Below are 19,212 nucleotides of genomic sequence, written 5' to 3' on the forward strand. Positions count from 1 at the left end.
TGTACTTCACTTCCATAATCCTCGTCAGGGGAATTAAGAGGCCTCGTTAAGTCCATGGCGGCCGGCAAAATCACGGGCAAACTGCCATGCGGTACGGCCGCTACGGGAACCTCTAAGCAAAGCCCACTGCAGGGCAGCTTCAGTGGCCTGCTCCCTTAATTCAGGGGCTACGCCGTAATGGTTGAGCCAGGCCTTAACGATCGTAATATAGCTTTTGTGATCAAAGGGATAAAAGGATAACCAGAGACCAAACCGGTCAGAGAGCGCAATCTTTTCCTCCGCCGCTTCGCTGGGGTGGATTTCCCCCTTAACTCGTCGGGCATGTTGGTTTTCTTCCATGTATTCGGGCAATAAATGGCGGCGGTTGGAGGTGGCATAGACCAGAATGTTTTCCGGGGTGGTGCTCACGGAACCATCGAGTACCACTTTAAGTGCCTTATAGCTAGGGTCGTCGGCTTCAAAGGAGAGGTCATCACAGAACAGAATAAAACGTTCCGGGCGTTGGGAAACAAGGGCGACAATGTCAGGTAGATTGAGTAACTCATGTCGATCGACTTCGATAAGACGCAAGCCTTGGTCAGCGAAAGCGTTGAGCAGCGCTTTGATGAGCGAGGATTTACCTGTCCCCCGGGCGCCCCAGAGGAGGACGTTGTTAGCCGGTAGGCCAGAAAGGAACTGAGCAGTGTTTTGGACAATTTGCCGCTTTTGAACTTCAATGCCCTGAAGTTCACTTAGCTGGATGTTATGGGTATGGGGAACCGCTTCTAAATGGCCAGGATCCCGGGTGTGGATTCGGCGCCAGCGAAAAGCAATCGAATGCTCCCAATCGGGTTCTAATACCTCAGCCGTCAGCAAATTTTCAAAGCGCTCTAATAGCCCTGATGCTTGCTCTATGAGTTGTTCGACGGGTGTTTTCATTACTTTTGGTTTAAATATACCCAAAAATATTATGTTACCATTTGCACAAGGATAACGGAGTAACGCTATTTAAAAATCCTTCGGTTAGAAGGTGTCTTGGAGTCTTCCATGGATGGTGAATGTCCCCCTAGCGAGGCCGCGAAGTGAAATGGCGCGTCGAGCGCGAGGGTCGAAATCAAAACTTGTTTCATCCTCAAATTCGCGCTACGATTTGTCTGCTCGCGGAGCCTAGGGTCGGGAGGATCCGAAGCCAAAGCGCGTGGAGCGGTAAAGACCCCGAGGCCAAGATTCCCCTTCGCCAAGGACTGCTGAGAAACGCGAATTTGTCGGACTGATGAAATTTTGAATGGACAAAATCAGTCACGATGAAACTCCAATTAGATCAGCTTAGCTTGAAAGCATTTTATCTATTAGATATCATAAAGAGATATCGAGGTTGCAGATGCGGGGTGGAGCAGTCTGGCAGCTCGTCGGGCTCATAACCCGAAGGTCGCAGGTTCAAATCCTGCCCCCGCTACCAAATTTAAATGGCAAAACCCCGAATTCGGGGTTTTGTCGTATATGGCGCTCGCAATCTGAGAGGTACTTGTTGATTAAAACTGGGCCATTGGCCCTTTTTTTGTTTCTGTCAGTATGTGGGGCGACGAACGAATTAGCAAATTAGTGGAACCGGTAGTGACCGCCCTTGGCTATGAGTTAGTAGGCGTGGAGCGCTTATCGATAGGCAAAGGGGTCCTTTTGCGGATATACATTGATACTCCTTTAGGGGTGACTGTGGACGACTGCGAGCGAGTGAGTCATCAAATTAGTGCCCTACTCGATGTAGAGGAGCCTGTGGCGTCACCCTATACTCTAGAGATTTCTTCCCCCGGACTGAATCGGCCGCTGTTTACGGAAGAGCACTTCAAGCGCTTTGCTGGTGCAGAGGTCTCTATCACCTTAAGTGAACCGTTAAACGGGCGCCGTAGGTTTAAAGGCCTACTTAGAGGGGTGCGCGGCAATGGTGTGATGATTTTAGTGGAAGGTGAAGAATTTGAGTTGCCATTAGAGCGTATTAAAAAAGCTCAATTAATACCGGAACTCTAAACTCTGAAGGAAGTGTTGAGGATGGACCTAGCTCGAGGGCGGCAATGAACAAAGAAATCCTGATGGTGGTAGACGCCGTTTCTAATGAAAAAGGCGTAGCCAAGGAAATCATTTTCCAGGCCATAGAAGCAGCCTTGGCAATGGCGACTCGCAAGCGTTACCAAGAGGATATTGCGGTACGGATTGCTATTGACCGGACCACGGGAGACTACCAATCTTTCCGGATCTGGGAGGTTATGGAGGATGAGGCAGAATTAGAGGCACCTCAGCGCCAGATATATTTGAGTGAAGCGCTCAAGCGTGATCCCAATGTTGAAGTGGGGGGCTTTATAGAAGAACCCATGGAATCGATCGCATTTGGGCGTATTGCTGCCCAAACCGCTAAACAGGTGATCGTGCAAAAGGTGCGGGAGGCGGAACGGGCTAAAGTTGTGGCTGCCTACAAGGACCGGGTTGGAGAAATGGCCATGGGTGTGGTCAAACGTACCGATCGTGGTAATGTGATTTTGGACCTGGGAGATAATGCCGAGGGTATGATCCCCCAGGAGGAAATGATACCCCGCGAGGCAGTTCGACCAGGGGACCGGCTGCGGGGCTATCTTAAGGAAGTACGTGCTGAGGGGCGGGGGCCTCAGCTGGTGCTTAGTCGGACCGCTCCGGAACTTTTGATCGAATTGTTTAAGCTAGAGGTTCCTGAAATTAACGAAAACCGGATTGAGGTTAAGGGCGCCGCCCGGGATCCCGGACTCCGGGCTAAGATTGCGGTGAAAACTAATGAAGCACGTATTGATCCTGTGGGAGCCTGCGTGGGGATGAGGGGTTCCAGAGTCCAGGCTGTATCAAATGAACTTGCGGGCGAGCGGGTAGATATTGTGCTTTGGGACGAAGATCCTGCTCATTTTGTAATTAATGCCATGGCACCGGCGGAGGTCGCCTCCATTGTGGTTGACGAGGAGAGCCATAGCATGGACGTTGCCGTAGCCGAGGGAAATCTATCTCAGGCCATTGGTCGCGGAGGACAAAATATACGTTTGGCCAGCCAGTTGACTGGTTGGGAACTCAACGTCATGACTGAAGAAGAAGCCGGCGAGAAGGGTGAGGCCGAGGCAAAAGCACTCCAGCAAATGTTCATGGAACAGCTAGATGTAGATGAAGAAGTGGCGGCTATTCTGGTGCACGAAGGTTTTTCCAGTATTGAGGAAGTGGCCTATGTGCCGGAACAGGAGATCCTTGCTGTTGAAGAGTTTGACTCCCAGATTGTTCAGGAACTGCGCAATCGGGCCCGTGATGTTCTTCTCACGCGAGCGATTGCTAATGAAGAAACTATTGAAACCATGCAGCCGGACCAGGAATTGTTAGACATGGAAGAAATTGACTATGAATTGGCCGGCATATTGGCTAGCAAAGGTATTGTAACCAAAGACGACTTGGCAGAGCAGTCGGTGGACGACCTAATGGAAATTGAAGGAATGGACAAGGAAAAGGCTGCTCGCCTCATCATGGCGGCACGGGAGTCCTGGTTTGCTAGCGAGCAGGAGGGTGAAGGAACGGAGGAACGGCAATGAGTGATGTAACCGTACGACAACTTGCCCATGTAGTCGGCACCCCTGTCGGCCGCTTGCTTGAGCAGCTACGTGAAGCGGGTATTGGTGTTGACTGCGAGGATGCGGCGATTACAGAGGCGCAAAAACTGCAGCTGCTAAGGTATTTGAGACGTAGTCACGGTGCTAGTGTGGATGCTGCAACACCAAAAAAGATTACCTTAAAGCGCCGGAGTCATAGTGAGATTCAGGTCAATGCCGGTGGTGGCCGCTCCAAAACAGTTAACGTTGAGGTGCGTAAAAAGCGCACCTATATTAAGCGCAGCGTGATACTAGAGCAGGAGCAAAAGCGTCTAGCAGAAGTCCAGGCGGAGCGTCGTCGGCAAGAAGAGGAACAGGCACTTCAGGAGCAGGCATCCCTTCGTGCTCAACAAGAACGAGAAGCACGGCTTATCGCTGAGGAAGAGGCCAAGCGCCGTGCCGAGGAAGAAGCCAAGCGCCATGCCGAGGAAGAGGCCAAGCGCCATGCCGAGGCAGAAGCCAAGCGCCGTGCCGAGGAAGAGACCAAGCGCCGTGCAGAAGCCAAGCGCCATGCCGAGGAAGAGACTAAGCGCCGTGCTGAGGAAGAGACTAAGCGCCGTGCTGAGGAAGAGACTAAGCGCCGTGCTGAGGAGGAGAGGAAGCCGAGGCCCAGAGTTGAGCCTGAAAAAGCTAGAACCGAAAAATCTGCTGGGAGGAAGGCGAAACCCCGTTCCCGCTCTGGGGACCGGGAACTTGAGCAAGAGCAGCGGAGAACCAAGTTTGGGCGCAAGGAATTGCACATCACTCCGGGTAAGCCCAGTAAGCGTAAAAAACTCCGCTCCCAAAAGACGGCGGCACCCACACCTAAGCATGGTTTTGAAAAACCAACGGCTCCTATTGTGCGCGAAGTACCGATTCCCGAGACCATTACTGTTGCCGAGTTAGCCCAGAAAATGTCTGTGAAGGCAGCCGAGGTCATTAAGGTCCTCATGAAACTGGGAACTATGGCGACGATAAATCAAGCCTTGGACCAGGAGACAGCCACGATTGTCGTGGAGGAAATGGGACATAAGCCTAAACTCTTGCAAGAAAATGCGCTTGAATTAGAGTTGACCCAGCCTGAGCAGGAAGTCAGTAAGCAAGTTTCACGGGCCGCTGTGGTTACGATTATGGGTCATGTGGATCACGGTAAAACTTCGCTCCTTGACTATATCCGGCGAGCCAAGGTGGCCTCGGGTGAAGCAGGGGGGATTACCCAGCATATTGGGGCTTATAAAGTCCATTCGGACAGAGGTGAAATTACTTTTATCGATACTCCAGGTCACGCAGCTTTTACTGCCATGCGCGCCCGTGGAGCTAAAGTAACCGATATTGTGATTCTGGTGGTTGCTGCGGACGATGGCGTTATGCCACAGACCGTAGAAGCGATTCAACATGCGGGTGCAGCAGGGGCGCCGCTGGTAGTAGCAGTCAATAAGATTGACCGTCCTGATGCTGATCCCGATCGAGTTAAGCAAGAATTGACTAATCACGATGTGATCCCTGAGGAATGGGGAGGGGAAACTCAGTTTGTCAATGTCTCTGCCAAGACTGGAGAAGGAATTGATGAACTGATTGAAGCCATTTTGCTCCAGGCGGAAATAATGGAACTTAAGGCCTCTTCTGAAGGGACTGCTCGGGGAGTTGTGATCGAATCCCGGTTGGATAAAGGGCGGGGCCCGGTAGCTACCGTTTTGGTGCAAAGTGGTACCCTGTATAAAGGCGACATCCTTCTTAGCGGAGTAGAGACGGGTCGAGTTCGTGCCATGCTTACTGAAACGGGTCAGGAAATAACGGAGGCAGGACCTTCGACGCCGGTAGAAATTCTTGGTTTGTCAGGAACACCCAATGCTGGTGATGAAGCCATAGTCGTCTCGGATGAGCGTAAAGCCCGGGAGATTGCGGGGCTTCGCCAAGCTAAAGAGCGTGAAGCTAAGCTAGCGCGACAGCAGTCGGCTAAGCTAGAGAATATGTTCAGTGAAATGGAAGAGGGCGAGGTTAGGACTCTTAATCTGGTGATTAAAGCTGATGTGCAAGGATCGGCCGAGGCTCTTTCTGAAGCTCTAATTAAGCTGTCGACTGATAAGGCAAAAGTTAAAGTGGTCGCTGCTGGTGTAGGCGGTATTAACGAGACGGACGTTAATCTGGCAGTCGCCTCTAATGCCATCCTTATCGGTTTTAACGTCCGAGCTGATGCAACGGCTCGTCGTTCAATTGCGGAGAAAGGGGTTGATCTACATTATTATAGTGTGATCTACAATGCCATCGATGAAGTTAGAGGGGCTTTAACCGGTATGCTAGAGCCCGAATATCGGGAGGAAATTATCGGTTTGGCTCGGGTGGATGATGTGTTCCGCTCACCCAAGTTTGGTGCTATTGCAGGTTGTTTGGTGATTGAAGGTGTTGTGCGTCGTCATAACCCTATCCGGGTATTGCGTGATAATGTCGTTATCTTTGAAGGCCAATTGGAATCCTTGCGCCGCTTTAAAGAAGATGTCCAAGAGGTTCGATCGGGGACTGAGTGTGGTATTGGCGTCAAGGATTATAGAGATGTCAAAGTGGGGGATCACATTGAGGTCTATGAAAAAATAAAAATAGAGCCCACCTTATAGCAAATCGGCATGAGTCAAGAATTCTCTCGTACCCGTCGCATTGGCGAACTGTTGCAACGAGAATTAGCTCAACTGATTCAGAAGGAGTTAAAGGATCCTCGAGTAAAGCTGGTTACTGTTTCTCATGTGGGGGTATCACCGGATCTGAGACAGGCCAAGGTCTACGTCACTTTCCTGGGAGGGGAAAAAAATATTCAGCAGCAGTTAGCGGTTCTCAATAAAGCCGCTGGATTTCTCCAACATGGTTTAAGCCAGCGGGTGGAGTTGCGGGTTATACCACGCCTACGGTTTGTTTATGATGATTCCATCGAGCGCGGTAGGCATTTAAGTGCACTTATTGATGAAGCGGTCCGAAAACAACCAGGTGGTGGATCAGAAAACTCGAGCGAATAAGGTTCTTAAATTAATGGGCAGGAACGTACACTGGATATGAGGAAGCAACGCCGATATCAAAGGCAAAATGTTCATGGCCTGCTCCTGTTGGATAAGCCAGTGGGTATTAGCTCCAATAGCGCTTTACAGCGAGTCAAGCGAATCTATCAAGCCCGCAAGGCAGGGCATACCGGTAGTCTAGATCCCCTTGCAAGTGGACTGTTACCCATTTGTTTGGGGGAAGCAACTAAGTTATCGGGATTTTTATTAGAAGCTGATAAACGTTATCAGGTGACCTGCCGCCTAGGCGTAGTGACGACAACCGGGGATGCGGATGGTGAGATCATAGAAACTCATCCAGTCAAGGAGTTAGATACGCAAGAGGCGGCAAAAGTGTTAGCCAGTTTTTCCGGCTCCCAGGAGCAAATGCCTCCTATGTATTCGGCAATTAAACGCCAGGGCCAGCCACTTTATAAGCTTGCTCGCCAAGGTATTGAAGTAGAGCGTGAGCCTCGCCAGATAACTATCCACGCTATTGAGTTGACAGCATTGGCCAAAGAGCACCTCAGTTTTGAGGTTTTTTGTTCCAAGGGAACTTATATCCGTACCTTAGCTGAGGATATTGGTCGGGCACTTGGGTGCGGTGCCCATGTGACGGCGTTGCGCCGTACCCAAGTCGGTTGTTTCAATGCTCCAGGAATGATCTCCCTAGAGCATTTAGAAATACTAGCTAAAACAGATGCTGAGCAACTCAGCGCATTGTTGCTGCCTCTGGAACAAGTTCTCGCTGATTGGCCTGCAGTAGACTTAATTGCTGATTTGGCTTATTACTTGCGGCAAGGACAATCAGTACGGGTTCCAAAAGCCCCACATCAAGGTTGGGTTCGCCTGATAGAGCGCGACAAGGGATTTTTTGGGGTAGGGCAGATTATGGAGGACGGTCGTATTGCTCCACGTCGCCTGGTTTTTACCCAGAGCGGTTGAACCCTCATGATATGGGGTCGGTTACAGGTGACTTATTATTGTTGGAAATTCTCATTTATTAGTAAAATTTAAAGTTGATTAGCCAAACAGTCGGTATTAGCTGAAAGCCGAAATCGAGGAATGACAATATGCCCTTAAGCAGTGAAAAAAAATCGCAAATTATTAGGGAGTATCAGTGCTCCGTAAACGACACCGGCTCACCAGAGGTGCAGGTGGCTTTGCTATCCCAGCGCATCGATCAACTCTCTGGTCATTTCAAGCAGCACACCCATGACCATCACTCCCGTCAAGGATTGCTGCGGGCAGTGGGCCAACGCCGTAAGCTGTTGGACTATCTGAAGAAAAAAGATTTAGATCGTTATCGTGAGCTGATTAGCAGGCTTGGGCTACGTCGCTAGTAGTTGTAGCGCTTGAAGTTATCAGAACTGAAATATCGCCGCCGTAGTTGCGCCACTGCTCTGTAGATGAGGCCACTCGGTGGTCGGCTGTCTCCCTTCCCTAGCTATCCAGTGTAAGGAAATAAATGTGACCCCCATTAGAAAAGTAATCGAATACGGTGATCGCTCCTTAGTTCTTGAGACCGGTTGTATTGCGCGGCAGGCCACAGGGGCTGTTGTAGTCCACTATGGTGAAACAGCCGTACTGGTGACGGCAGTAGGAGTGAAAGAAGCGATCGAGGGTCGTGATTTCTTTCCGCTAACGGTTAATTACCAGGAAAGGACCTATGCTGCGGGTAAAATTCCGGGAGGGTTTTTTAAGCGTGAGGGAAGGCCTACTGAGAAGGAAACACTAACTTCTCGACTGATTGACCGCCCGCTGCGGCCCTTATTTCCGAAGGGTTTCACTAATGAGGTTCAAGTCATTGCGACCGTCATTTCTTCAGATGGTGAGAATGATCCAGACATTCCCTCTATCATTGGTGCTTCTGCTGCCTTAGCACTCTCTGGAATACCCTTTACCACGCCAATTGCAGCAGCCCGAGTGGGATATATCGATGGTCAATATGTACTCAATCCAACTTTGAGCCAAATGGAAAAATCCGCTCTTGATTTAGTGGTTGCAGGAACGGAAAAGGCGGTGTTGATGGTCGAGTCCGAGGCTCGAGAGTTGCCCGAGGAAATTATGCTGGGATCCGTCATCTTTGGTCACCAAGAAATGCAAGCGGTGATTCAGGCCATTCGGGAATTAGCGGAGGAAGCTGGAAAGCCTGCTTGGGATTGGTCGCCTCCTGTTGAAGATGAAGATTTGATGTCAGCTGTTCGGAACTGTGGAGAGGCCCGCTTGCAAGAAGCTTACCAAGTACGCTCGAAGCAAGAACGCCAAGCTTCCTTGGCAGAGGTGCGGAATTTTATTGCCGAGCACTTGGTACCGGAAGAAGAGCCCCAGTGGAGCAGAGAACAGGTATTGGAAGCTGTCAGTGCCTTAGAAAAACGTCTAGTGCGCGAGCAGATCCTGGCCGGAGAAGAGCGTATCGATGGTCGTGATACCCAATCAGTCCGGCCTATTGAGATTATGACGGGATTGTTACCTCGGGCCCATGGTTCAGCCCTGTTTACCCGGGGTGAGACCCAGTCCTTAGTAGCGACGACCTTGGGGACTGAACGTGATGCCCAAGTAATTGATGCCATTGAGGGGGAGCGTCGCGAGCGTTTTATGCTGCATTATAATTTTCCTCCCTATTGTGTTGGTGAAACAGGTTTTGTGGGAGCGCCTAAGCGGCGTGAAATTGGTCATGGCCGCTTAGCTAAGCGCAGCTTAAATGCGGTGGTGCCCGATGAAGAAAGCTTCCCTTATGTGATTCGAGTGGTTTCTGAGATCACGGAATCAAATGGTTCTAGTTCCATGGCGACAGTGTGCGGTACCAGTCTCTCCCTAATGGATGCGGGAGTTCCCATTACTGAGCCAGTGGCGGGCATTGCTATGGGACTTATTAAAGAAGGGGACCAGTTTGCTGTTTTGAGTGATATTCTTGGCGATGAAGATCATCTAGGGGATATGGATTTTAAAGTGGCTGGTACCGGAAAGGGAGTGACTGCTTTGCAAATGGATATCAAAATTGACGGTATTACTGAGGAAATCATGCGCACTGCATTGTCTCAGGCGAGAGAGGGCCGTCTTCATATCCTTCAGAAGATGAATGAGATCATTTCTGCGCCACGTCAGGAGATGTCTGAGTATGCCCCGCGCATGATTGTATTCAAAATTAATCCAGAGAAGATCCGTGATGTGATCGGTAAGGGGGGAGCGACTATCCGGGCACTTACCGAGGAAACTGGTACCACCATTGACATTACAGACGATGGAACAGTGAAAATTTTTTCCTCTGACAAGGCCGATGGCCAAGAAGCCCGGCGCCGAGTGGAAGAAATTGTCTCCGATGTGGAAGTAGGCAAAATCTATGAGGGACGAGTTTCTCGGCTGATGGATTTTGGAGCCTTTGTCACCATCTTGCCTGGCAAAGACGGCTTGCTCCATATTTCTCAGATCTCAGACGAGCGAGTGAAGAACGTGAGCGATAAGTTGTCTGAAGGGGACATTATTCGCGTTAAGGTCTTAGAAGTAGATAAGCAAGGCCGGGTTCGTTTGAGTATCAAGGCGATTGGAAACGAATAGCTTTGATGCGTTCCCGGTGGGACATCCTTCGGATGTCCCGATTTGCCGGGAGCAAATCGGTGAAAATAGTTTTTTTTAGCAATGCCTACATAGCGGGTTGGCAGCCAAACTCTTTAGTTGTTGCTGAATTTCTAGGTAGCAGAAAAGGGAGCGGCTGCCGGAGTTAATTTTCTCTTTAGCACCATGAGGGCAATACGCTATGCCAACTCGGTACGTATGCAATATCATACCCCCATCCAAGCTCACAGAATTACCTCCACTGGGTATGGATAGGGATAGTCTGGCCAATGACTACAAGGGCTATTTTGGCCGTTTTCTGGGACGTGATGAAAGTTGCGTATCGAAACATTACCTATATTTTGCTCTGGCGCTCACAATCCGCGACCGATTGATGGAGCGTTGGAAAAGTACTAATCGTGCCTATGACGAGAGTAATTGTTCTCGGACTTACTATCTTTCCATGGAGTACCTGTTAGGGCGTTGCTTAGGTAATGCCATGCTTAATTTAGGTCTTGATGATCAGATGCATGAGGCCTTGGAAAAGTATGGCCTAGACTTAGAAGAATTGGCGGAGTTAGAGCACGATGCTGGCCTGGGTAATGGAGGCTTGGGACGTCTGGCTGCTTGCTTCTTGGATAGCTGCGCTACTTTACAGCTTCCCGTCAGAGGCTATGGTTTGCGCTATGAGTACGGGATGTTCCGTCAGGAATTCAACAATGGCTATCAGGTAGAAGAGCCCGACCATTGGCTCCGGGACGGCAATCCCTGGGAATTAGAAAGGCCGGAATACACCCAGAGGATCAAATTCGGTGGGCGCACTGAACATGTGGATGACGGTCATGGAGGTTGGCGTGTGCGGTGGGTTAACAGCCATGATGTTTTAGCCGTGCCCTATGATATTCCTATTCCAGGTTACCGCAATGGTACAGTCAATACTTTGCGGTTGTGGAAAGCTGAAGCTACGGATGTTTTTGATCTAGGTGAATTCAACGCGGGAAGATATCCAGAATCTGTCGCGGCAAAGAATGCTGCCGAAAATATCACCATGGTGCTCTATCCTAATGATGCCATGGAACTGGGTAAGGAAACACGTCTGCGCCAGCAGTATTTCCTGACTTCAGCAAGTCTGCAAGATATTCTTCGCGATTGGGTGCGGCGTTATGGTGAGGATTTTAGCCAATTTGCCGAGAAAAATCGTTTTCAACTTAACGATACCCACCCCACAAGCGTGGTGCCGGAGTTGATGCGCTTGCTGATGGATGAGCACGGATTAGGCTGGGACAAGGCTTGGGAAATTACTAGCCACACGGTGGCTTATACTAATCATACCCTATTGCCGGAAGCTCTGGAGAAATGGCCGGTGAGCCTGTTTGGTTCTCTGCTACCGCGCCTTTTAGAAATTATTTATGAAATTAATGCACGTTTTTTAATTGAAGTTGCCCGCTGTTGGCCAGGAGATACTGACCGGCAGGCGCGTATGTCTATTATAGAGGAGGGAGAGAGTCAACAGGTGCGGATGGCTCACCTTGCCATCGTTGCTAGTTTTTCCGTTAATGGGGTGGCTGCTTTGCATACCCGTTTGCTGAAGCATGGGTTATTTCATGATTTTTATCAAATTTGGCCACACAAATTTAATAATAAAACTAACGGAGTGACCCCACGCCGTTGGCTGGCCAAATGCAATCCGGATTTAGCCCGTCTAATTACTGAGACCATTGGGGATGGATGGACCACCGATTTAAGCCAGCTGCGCCGTCTTTCTCTCCATGCGGAAAATCCAGAGTTTCGGGCTCGGTGGCGCAGTATCAAATATGCAAACAAGAGACGGTTGCTAGCGCTTCAGGCCCAATATGGTATCCAGGTCGATACTCATTTTTTATTCGATGTGCAAGTGAAGCGTATCCACGAATATAAGCGGCAGCTGCTGAATGTTTTGCATATCATCCACCTCTATGACCGGATCAAGCGGGGCGATATGGAAGGCTGGGTTCCTCGTTGTGTTTTGATCAGTGGAAAGGCAGCGCCGGGTTATTGGATGGCAAAATTAATTATTAAATTAATTAATAATGTTGCCGATGTGGTTAATCACGATCCGAAGGCAGATGAGGCCCTTAAAGTTTTCTTTCTCCCCAACTATGGGGTTTCAGCCATGGAAATTATTTGTCCTGGTGCTGATCTCTCAGAACAAATCTCTACTGCTGGCAAGGAAGCTTCCGGGACCGGCAATATGAAATTCATGATGAATGGTGCTATTACTATTGGAACGTTAGATGGTGCCAATATTGAGATTCTTGAGGAGGTGGGGAACGAGAATTTCTTTTTATTCGGACTAAAGGCTGAAGAGGTCGAAGCAGCGCGCCATCATTATGATCCTAACGCTATTATTGCAAGTGATGAGGAGCTGCAACGGGTAATACACCTGCTCGAGTGTGGCCATTTCAACCAGTTCGAGCCAAGAATCTTCGACCCTATCCTACACGCCTTGCGTAGTCCCCTTGATCCATGGATGACAATTGCTGATTTTCGGAGTTATATCGATGCGCAGCGTCGGGTTGCAGAAGCCTATCGTGATGAAGAACGCTGGACCCGTATGGCTATCCTCAATACTGCAGCAAGTGGTAGATTTTCTACCGATCGGACTATCAAGGAATATAACGCTGATATTTGGAGACTGGAGCAGATTCCGGCTTATTCAGTGGGTAGTACTCAATCCGGCCCCTAACCCTAAACTAAGGTTTCCCTATAATAAACTATAAATTATCGTGCATTTGACGTAGGCTTTTTAAAACAGACTCCAAAGCACGGTCTAAGATGAGCTCATCAGCCAGGATTTTGACATGACCTTGGCGTATCCCTTCCACAAGAGCCGAAGGTGATCGCTCCAATACTTTGATGCCTGCACGGTTCACAAAAACGTAATTGCCACCTCCAGCAATTCGGATGGAGAGCTTAGCACGGTGTTTCTGCCCTTCGGCATTTGTAAATAAGAACCAACTTCCAAGAGGTGCGGACTCCAGTTCTTGTAAATATTGATCTTTTTCAGCGGAGGAGGGTGTTCCGGTGGGTGAAGAAGAAGAAACATGATCAGTCTCTTGACTCATTTGGTTAGAATGAGGTTTAGACTGATTTTCAAAAAATGGGGTTGGCTTTGAGTGGCTTGTACCTGAGCAGGGCTGCTCGAATTTTTCTACTGCGGCTGCCTGGTTCCTGGTATTCTGGGAACTATGCTTAGATGAAGCACGGATACAGTTAATGTGGCAGGTTTCTAGGGTTTTGAAAAATCGTAGGGTATCCATCGGATTGCACTGGACTTGCTTAAAGCCCTGGCGCAGCTCCTGTAATAAACCCGGTATAGTTGTTAGAAGTTTTTTTCTTTCTTCCTCGGTGTGTTTAGGAACTAATGTCCAAGTCAATTTATCAAGGGTGGCGATAGTTTGCTGCCAATCGTGGCTGGTCGGTCCTTCCCTGAGATAAATGAGTAGCGGAATTTTAGACCAAACTTGATGGAGTAAAGTCGTCATCGCTTCAGGTAGCGTATTGATTTGGGCACGAGTCTCTATCACTTTTTGTATTTGGGCACGAGCTTCGGCAACTCGATACTTTCCTTCCTCGGCTTGTCGGGTTCGTTCTTCAATAATTTTTACCTGAGTTTGTTCCGTGCTAAGGAATGTGCTGAACTCTTTTTGAAGTTCTATAAAAATTGAAATATCGTCGTCGAATTCATTGAGAATGCGGTTAACAATATGTTGCATTTGGGTATAGAGTTCTTGCTGGGTTAAGGGGTCATCTTCATTCCAGCCGGTTCCTGCCCTTGCCAAGTCATTTAATAGCATCCGTGCCGGATGTTGCTTTTTGCTAAAGAAAGTTTTGTCCAGGATGCCGACCTTGAGCATTGGAATCTGAAGTCGGCCAATCAGCGCTTTAATGGTATCGGGTATTCCTTGGTCATCGAGGATAAAATCGAACAGCATGCCGATGATATCGATGACATTGTCTTCGCTACGGCTAATGTTTGCTAGCTTTCCTTCGGGGGAAGATTGCTGAAATATCCCTATAAGTTTTTGTTTAAGAATATCTTTTTCAAGATAGGAAAATTTCTCTAAGGTTACGCCTGCTTTTTTTTGGGCACTACTTTGGATGGTGGATAAAACATTCACCAGTTTTTCCGCACTCCAAACCGGCTCGGATTCATGGGGGGATTCCTCAAGTGCAGGGGAGGTGGCGTGTTGCATGCCCTCGAAGGGAGCGGAAGCATTCAATAGCTGTTGCATTAATTGAAATAAATCAGCGGAACCCGTAGCTGAGCTCATTGATGAGGTGACTACGGGATCTTGGCTAGGATTAACCGGCTGGGCATTGTCTACGGGCTCTGCTCTTTGGTTTCGGTGGTGGAGCCAAGGGGTTTGGCCAAATTCCGCCAGTACATTGGCATCAATGAGTAGGTGATTCAGTTTTTCATAGAGTTCGCCAACATAACTCATTAGATGCTTATCAAAGAGCTTATAAATAATAAGTTTGTTTTCAACGGACAATTCCAGGTCTCGAGCAGCTTTATCAAAGGCATTGGCGATGATTTCAGGGTCAACGGGATTAGACTGATAGTCAATTTTAGTAAGGCCAATCAGAAAAGCGAGACGAGTTTCTAGCTGAGACAGGGGAAGCGAGAAACGGGTTCTTGCCCTGGCGACCATGCTACTAAGGGCCAAGGTTTCTTCTAGCTGGCTATCCTCTACCAGCGAGAGTCCATCATGGGCAGTGGGGGGAGGCTCACTAGGTTTTGTTGGTGCAGCATAATAAGGTTGCTCGAGCAGTTTATTAAAGCGGCCACTGATATCATTGAGAAAGGCACGTTCGATAACCGTGCGTTCCATACGCACCAGACGCATGTCGTCTAGATAGGTCGTTTGTTCGCTATTATTTGCCGCCTTTTCGGCACGTTTGAAAAAGGTATCATCAATTGCTCCGAAGGTCTCGTCGATAAGAATCTTAAACTGCTCAAGACTTTGGGAGAAAAGCCGATCAGCAATTTGCTGGGTTGGGAATTGCGCCTGCTTATTGGCCCCTTGGGGCAAGTAATGGACGTTTGTCGCCATCGTGGATACCTGCAGTGGAAGTCAGTAGGTCTTATGGCCTCAATTGGTACTGACTTTTATAGCTTTGGACTATAGGAGATGGCGTGTAATGCATCACAGAATGCAAATTGCGTGATGGAATCGTGATAATGTTCAAACTTATTAACTATTCTTCGACGACCTCACGGGAGAAAGTATCAAAATGCCTCTGTTGAAATGAATAGGCCAACCCGAAGATCCTTAGCCAGGTAAATTTCTCGGCCATCTACCGCCATCATGCCATCGGCGATACCCATAACCAATTTACGCATAATAACACGTTTGAGATCAATGTGATAAGTAACCAACTTGTTCTTAGGGGTGACTTGGCCAGTAAATTTGACTTCCCCCGAGCCTAATGCACGGCCATGGCCAGGACCGCCTCGCCAAGCAAGGTAGAATCCTAAGAGCTGCCACATTGCATCCAAACCTAAACAGCCTGGCATCACAGGGTCGCCAGGAAAATGGCAATCAAAAAACCACAGATCAGGTTTGATTTCCATTTCAGCGGTAATTTCTCCCTTACCAAAAGCACCTCCCTCATTGCTAATGTGGGTAATGCGATCAAACATTAGCATAGGGGGCATGGGCAATTGAGCATTCCCTGGGCCGAACATCTCACCGCGACTACATCGCAAGAGATCTTCATAGCTAAAAGCACTGGGTCGTGTCATCATTATTTATCGCTAGTGATACAAAGATAAAGATTAGTGGATTCCCGCAAACGCCCTGAGAGGAGGATAGAACCGTAATCTAGCAGCGAAGCGGATAGGCTAAAAGAAATGATACTCTCTCTTAAGAAGAGAAGCGAGCAAAGTGGCGGTATAGCGTAGGGTAAAGGTGGGTACCATGTCTCTGGTATGGGAAAAGTTATCTCTTGGCGATGCAGCTTTACATTGCCTCGGGGTTGGCGATCCGGAAGAAAAAATTAAAGCTACCTGCGATGTGGCGCAGCTTTGGAAAGCCGGGTGCTTGCGAGCGGGTTCTACAAATGGTGATTTGCCTGATACGCCCGGTCGGCCGCTACGACCTCCTTTAGTTGCCCCCCGGGAATTACCCCGTCGTAAGCTCACCTCAGCAGTGGGGCGGGCGGCGTTGATCCATGCCATTACCCATATTGAATTTAATGCAATTAATTTGGCATGGGATGCAGTTTGCCGCTTTAACCACTTACCTAAGGCATTTTATGACGACTGGGTGCAGGTAGCCTTGGAAGAGGCCTATCATTTTTGTTTACTACAGGAGCATTTGCATTCCTTAGGCTATGCCTATGGGGATTTTCCAGCCCATGACGGGCTTTGGGAGATGGCCCAAAAGACCACCCATGATCCACTCGTGCGTATGGCCCTCGTCCCTAGAGTATTAGAGGCCCGGGGACTTGATGTTACCCCTGGCATGATGGAACGGCTGCGGCAAGCGGGTGATTTGCGGGCAACATTCATCCTTGAAATTATCTTGCGCGATGAGGTGGGACATGTGGCGGTGGGTTCCCATTGGTTCCGCTACCTCTGCAGGCTTCGTAAACTCGACTCTGAGAGAACCTTTCGTCACTTGATTAACGGCTATTTTAAGGGTGAAACTCGCGGGCCTTTATATCGTGAAGCGCGGCTACAAGCGGGGTTTTCTGAAGCAGAGCTCACCATACTAGAAGAAAATTAAAGCGAAGATTATGTCCTAAATAGGGGGGAATCAATTCGAGTGTTTCTGCCATTTTTCCCGCAGTAATTTTCTTAAATTCTTAGGAGGGCGATGTGGGTTGTTTAGCTCGAAGAAGTGGTAATAGCTTGACCAGTTAACATAAAAAAAGCGATCATATGCAGCTTTGTCAGCGGACTGGCTGCCCAATTTTTAAGAAAATTTTTCCAGATTGCGGACTTAATACGCAGAGGGGACATGAGTAAGATTGATCGTAAACGGTTGCTACGGGAGATGATTTTCTTCCGGCGCTTCGAGGACCGCACATTTGAGGCCTACATGGAGCGTAAAATTGGTGGTTTTCTGCATCTCTATTCGGGACAGGAAGCAGTGGCGACGGGAGTGCTTGAGGTCATCCAGGCAGATCGCGGGATAGGCTTTGATTATGTTATCACGGGCTACCGGGATCATATCCACGCCATCAAAACGGGGGCTCCCGCACGGGAGGTTATGGCCGAGCTATATGGCAAAGAAACCGGGAGTTCCAAAGGCCGTGGCGGGTCAATGCATATCTTTGATCCTAGTGTGCGTTTCATGGGGGGGTATGCCTTAGTGGGGCAGCCATTCCCCCTTGCCGCAGGGTTGGCTTTAGCTTGTAAGTACCAGAAGGAAGGGCGAATTGCCGTCTGTTTTCTTGGAGATGGTGCCAACAACCAAGGCACTTTCCATGAAACCATGAACATGGCTTCCCTATGGAAATTGCCGGTATTGTTTGTGTGCGAAAATAACCTCTACGCCATTGGTACCGCTATCCAGCGCTCAACGCCAATGGTTGATCAATACAAGCGCCTTGCTGCTTATAGCATCCCGGCGAGTCAACATTATGGCCAGGATATCGAAGTAGTTATGGAAGCCGCCCAATCCGCTGTAGACCATGTGCGTAGCGGTGCCGGGCCTTATTTCCTAGAATTGCTGACCTACCGTTATCGGGGGCACTCGATGTCGGATGCTGGGGCCTACCGCAGCAAGGAAGAAGTGGCGAAGTGGGTGCAGCAGGACCCCATTCAGATCCTAGCTAAGCGGTTAATTGAGGCGGGCGAGTTAACAGAAGAAGAATTTAAGGCGATGGAGCAGGCAGTTCAGGATGAAATCGATAACGACATTGTCAGATTTGCGGAAGAGAGCCCAGAACCGAAAGTAGAAGAGCTGACGAAGTACGTTCTGGAAGACAAGCCCAATCCCCGGTGGATCGGGCCGCTAGAAGCACAAGGAGGGGGGCATGGCTGAGCTGGCTTATTGGGAGGCGTTGCGTCGCGCCCACGACGAAGAATTGGCTAATGATCCTATGGTCATTGCCATGGGGGAGGATATTGGGGTGGCAGGGGGTACCTACAAAGTCACCCTAGGCCTTTACGACAAGTATGGGGAGGAACGGATTGTCGATACCCCGATTTCTGAGAATTCCTATACCGGTATCGGGATTGGGGCCTCAATGGCGGGAATGCGACCCATTATTGAGATAATGTCTATTAATTTTGCGTTGTTGGCGCTGGATACTCTTATCAATGCAGCAGCCAAGATCCGCTATATGTCCGGTGGTCGGGCCCAGTGCCCCATTGTGATGCGAACCCCCGGTGGAACAGCCCACCAGCTTGCCGCTCAACATTCAGCACGGTTGGCCAGGCTGTTTATGGGAACGCCGGGTCTACGAGTGGTTACGCCGAGTACCCCTTTGGATGCCTACGGCATGCTTAAATCTGCGGTGCGCTGTAATGATCCGGTGATCTTTATTGAGCACGAGAGTATGTATAACCTCAAAGGGGAAGTGCCTGATGAAGAAGCGTTCCGGCCTTTGGAGGGTGCTGAGGTCATTCGGGAAGGAACAGATATTACTCTAATTGGTTACAACTATAGTGTGCATTGGTGCCTGTCTGCAGCGGATAAACTGGCCCAGGAAGGGATTCATGCCGAGGTTATCGATTTACGTTCCCTGAAACCCATCGATCGGGAAACCATTCGCCGTTCCATAGAAAAAACCCACCGGGTTCTGGTGGCTGAGGAAGATGAGGCCCCAGTGGGAGTGGGCAGTGAAATAATTACCGGGATTATTGAAGACTGTTTCTTTGCTTTGGATGCCCAGCCGGTACGGGTGCATGCAGCGGATGTCCCAGTACCTTATAACTATCACCTGGAGAAGTTGGCGATCCCCGATGCCAAAGATGTCTACCAGGGGGCTCTCAAGGTATTGGGAAAAGTTTAGTAACAAGATAATTAGGTTGG

At 49.2% G+C, this 19,212-nt stretch carries 14 protein-coding genes and 1 tRNA gene; 12 read left to right on the forward strand and 3 right to left on the reverse strand.

What is annotated here, in order from left to right; all coding sequences use genetic code 11:
* Window positions 1-33: 33 nt before the first annotated feature.
* On the reverse strand, window positions 34-918 hold the full coding sequence (locus E3U44_RS11155; RefSeq protein WP_134358279.1) for an ATP-binding protein: 885 nt from the start codon (window positions 916-918) through the stop codon (window positions 34-36).
* Window positions 919-1,361: 443 nt separating this feature from the next.
* Here E3U44_RS11155 and E3U44_RS11160 point away from each other — a divergent pair.
* The 9 genes from E3U44_RS11160 (at window position 1,362) to E3U44_RS11200 (ending at window position 12,908) form a co-directional block, all read left to right on the forward strand.
* Window positions 1,362-1,438: transfer RNA gene (locus tag E3U44_RS11160), tRNA-Met, on the forward strand.
* A gap of 113 nt (window positions 1,439-1,551) precedes the next feature.
* A complete protein-coding gene (gene rimP, locus E3U44_RS11165; protein WP_134358280.1) occupies window positions 1,552-2,004 on the forward strand; it encodes a ribosome maturation factor RimP in 453 nt (150 codons plus the stop codon).
* Window positions 2,005-2,048: 44 nt separating this feature from the next.
* Window positions 2,049-3,569 carry a transcription termination factor NusA gene (gene nusA / locus E3U44_RS11170; protein WP_134358281.1) on the forward strand — a complete coding sequence of 507 codons (1,521 nt, stop codon included), beginning with the start codon at window positions 2,049-2,051 and terminating at the stop codon, window positions 3,567-3,569.
* Entirely contained in the window at window positions 3,566-6,217 is a 2,652-nt protein-coding gene (gene infB / locus E3U44_RS11175; protein ID WP_134358282.1) for a translation initiation factor IF-2, read from the forward strand. Before nusA ends, infB begins: the two co-directional genes overlap by 4 nt.
* Before the next feature lie 9 nt (window positions 6,218-6,226).
* Window positions 6,227-6,610: a 30S ribosome-binding factor RbfA gene (gene rbfA / locus E3U44_RS11180; RefSeq protein WP_134358283.1), complete on the forward strand. Its 384-nt coding sequence runs from the start codon at window positions 6,227-6,229 to the stop codon at window positions 6,608-6,610.
* Between the two features lie 36 nt (window positions 6,611-6,646).
* Window positions 6,647-7,573, forward strand: a complete 927-nt coding sequence (truB, locus tag E3U44_RS11185; RefSeq protein ID WP_134358284.1) for a tRNA pseudouridine(55) synthase TruB — start codon at window positions 6,647-6,649, stop codon at window positions 7,571-7,573.
* A 128-nt stretch (window positions 7,574-7,701) separates the two neighbouring features.
* Window positions 7,702-7,971 (forward strand): 30S ribosomal protein S15, encoded by a 270-nt coding sequence (gene rpsO, locus E3U44_RS11190; RefSeq protein ID WP_134358285.1) that lies wholly within the window; start codon window positions 7,702-7,704, stop codon window positions 7,969-7,971.
* Window positions 7,972-8,098: 127 nt separating this feature from the next.
* On the forward strand, window positions 8,099-10,186 hold the full coding sequence (gene pnp, locus E3U44_RS11195; RefSeq protein ID WP_134358286.1) for a polyribonucleotide nucleotidyltransferase: 2,088 nt from the start codon (window positions 8,099-8,101) through the stop codon (window positions 10,184-10,186).
* A 199-nt stretch (window positions 10,187-10,385) separates the two neighbouring features.
* Complete coding sequence (locus E3U44_RS11200; protein ID WP_134358287.1) at window positions 10,386-12,908, forward strand: glycogen/starch/alpha-glucan phosphorylase; 2,523 nt, start codon at window positions 10,386-10,388, stop codon at window positions 12,906-12,908.
* Window positions 12,909-12,936: 28 nt separating this feature from the next.
* Here the strand turns inward: E3U44_RS11200 and E3U44_RS11205 are convergent, their stop codons facing one another.
* Both E3U44_RS11205 and fabA read right to left on the reverse strand, forming a co-directional pair.
* Window positions 12,937-15,279 (reverse strand): DUF1631 domain-containing protein, encoded by a 2,343-nt coding sequence (locus E3U44_RS11205; RefSeq protein ID WP_134358288.1) that lies wholly within the window; start codon window positions 15,277-15,279, stop codon window positions 12,937-12,939.
* Window positions 15,280-15,455: 176 nt separating this feature from the next.
* Complete coding sequence (gene fabA, locus E3U44_RS11210; RefSeq protein ID WP_134359791.1) at window positions 15,456-15,971, reverse strand: 3-hydroxyacyl-[acyl-carrier-protein] dehydratase FabA; 516 nt, start codon at window positions 15,969-15,971, stop codon at window positions 15,456-15,458.
* Window positions 15,972-16,146: 175 nt separating this feature from the next.
* Between fabA and E3U44_RS11215 the strand changes: the two genes are divergently transcribed.
* From E3U44_RS11215 to E3U44_RS11225, 3 genes are all read left to right on the forward strand, one after another.
* On the forward strand, window positions 16,147-16,956 hold the full coding sequence (locus E3U44_RS11215) for a ferritin-like domain-containing protein (protein WP_206054766.1): 810 nt from the start codon (window positions 16,147-16,149) through the stop codon (window positions 16,954-16,956).
* 234 nt (window positions 16,957-17,190) lie between these two features.
* A complete protein-coding gene (gene pdhA, locus E3U44_RS11220) occupies window positions 17,191-18,219 on the forward strand; it encodes a pyruvate dehydrogenase (acetyl-transferring) E1 component subunit alpha (protein ID WP_134358290.1) in 1,029 nt (342 codons plus the stop codon).
* Window positions 18,212-19,192 carry an alpha-ketoacid dehydrogenase subunit beta gene (locus E3U44_RS11225; protein ID WP_134358291.1) on the forward strand — a complete coding sequence of 327 codons (981 nt, stop codon included), beginning with the start codon at window positions 18,212-18,214 and terminating at the stop codon, window positions 19,190-19,192. Before pdhA ends, E3U44_RS11225 begins: the two co-directional genes overlap by 8 nt.
* Window positions 19,193-19,212 lie beyond the last annotated feature (20 nt).

The organism is Nitrosococcus wardiae, assembly GCF_004421105.1.
Lineage (GTDB): Bacteria > Pseudomonadota > Gammaproteobacteria > Nitrosococcales > Nitrosococcaceae > Nitrosococcus > Nitrosococcus wardiae.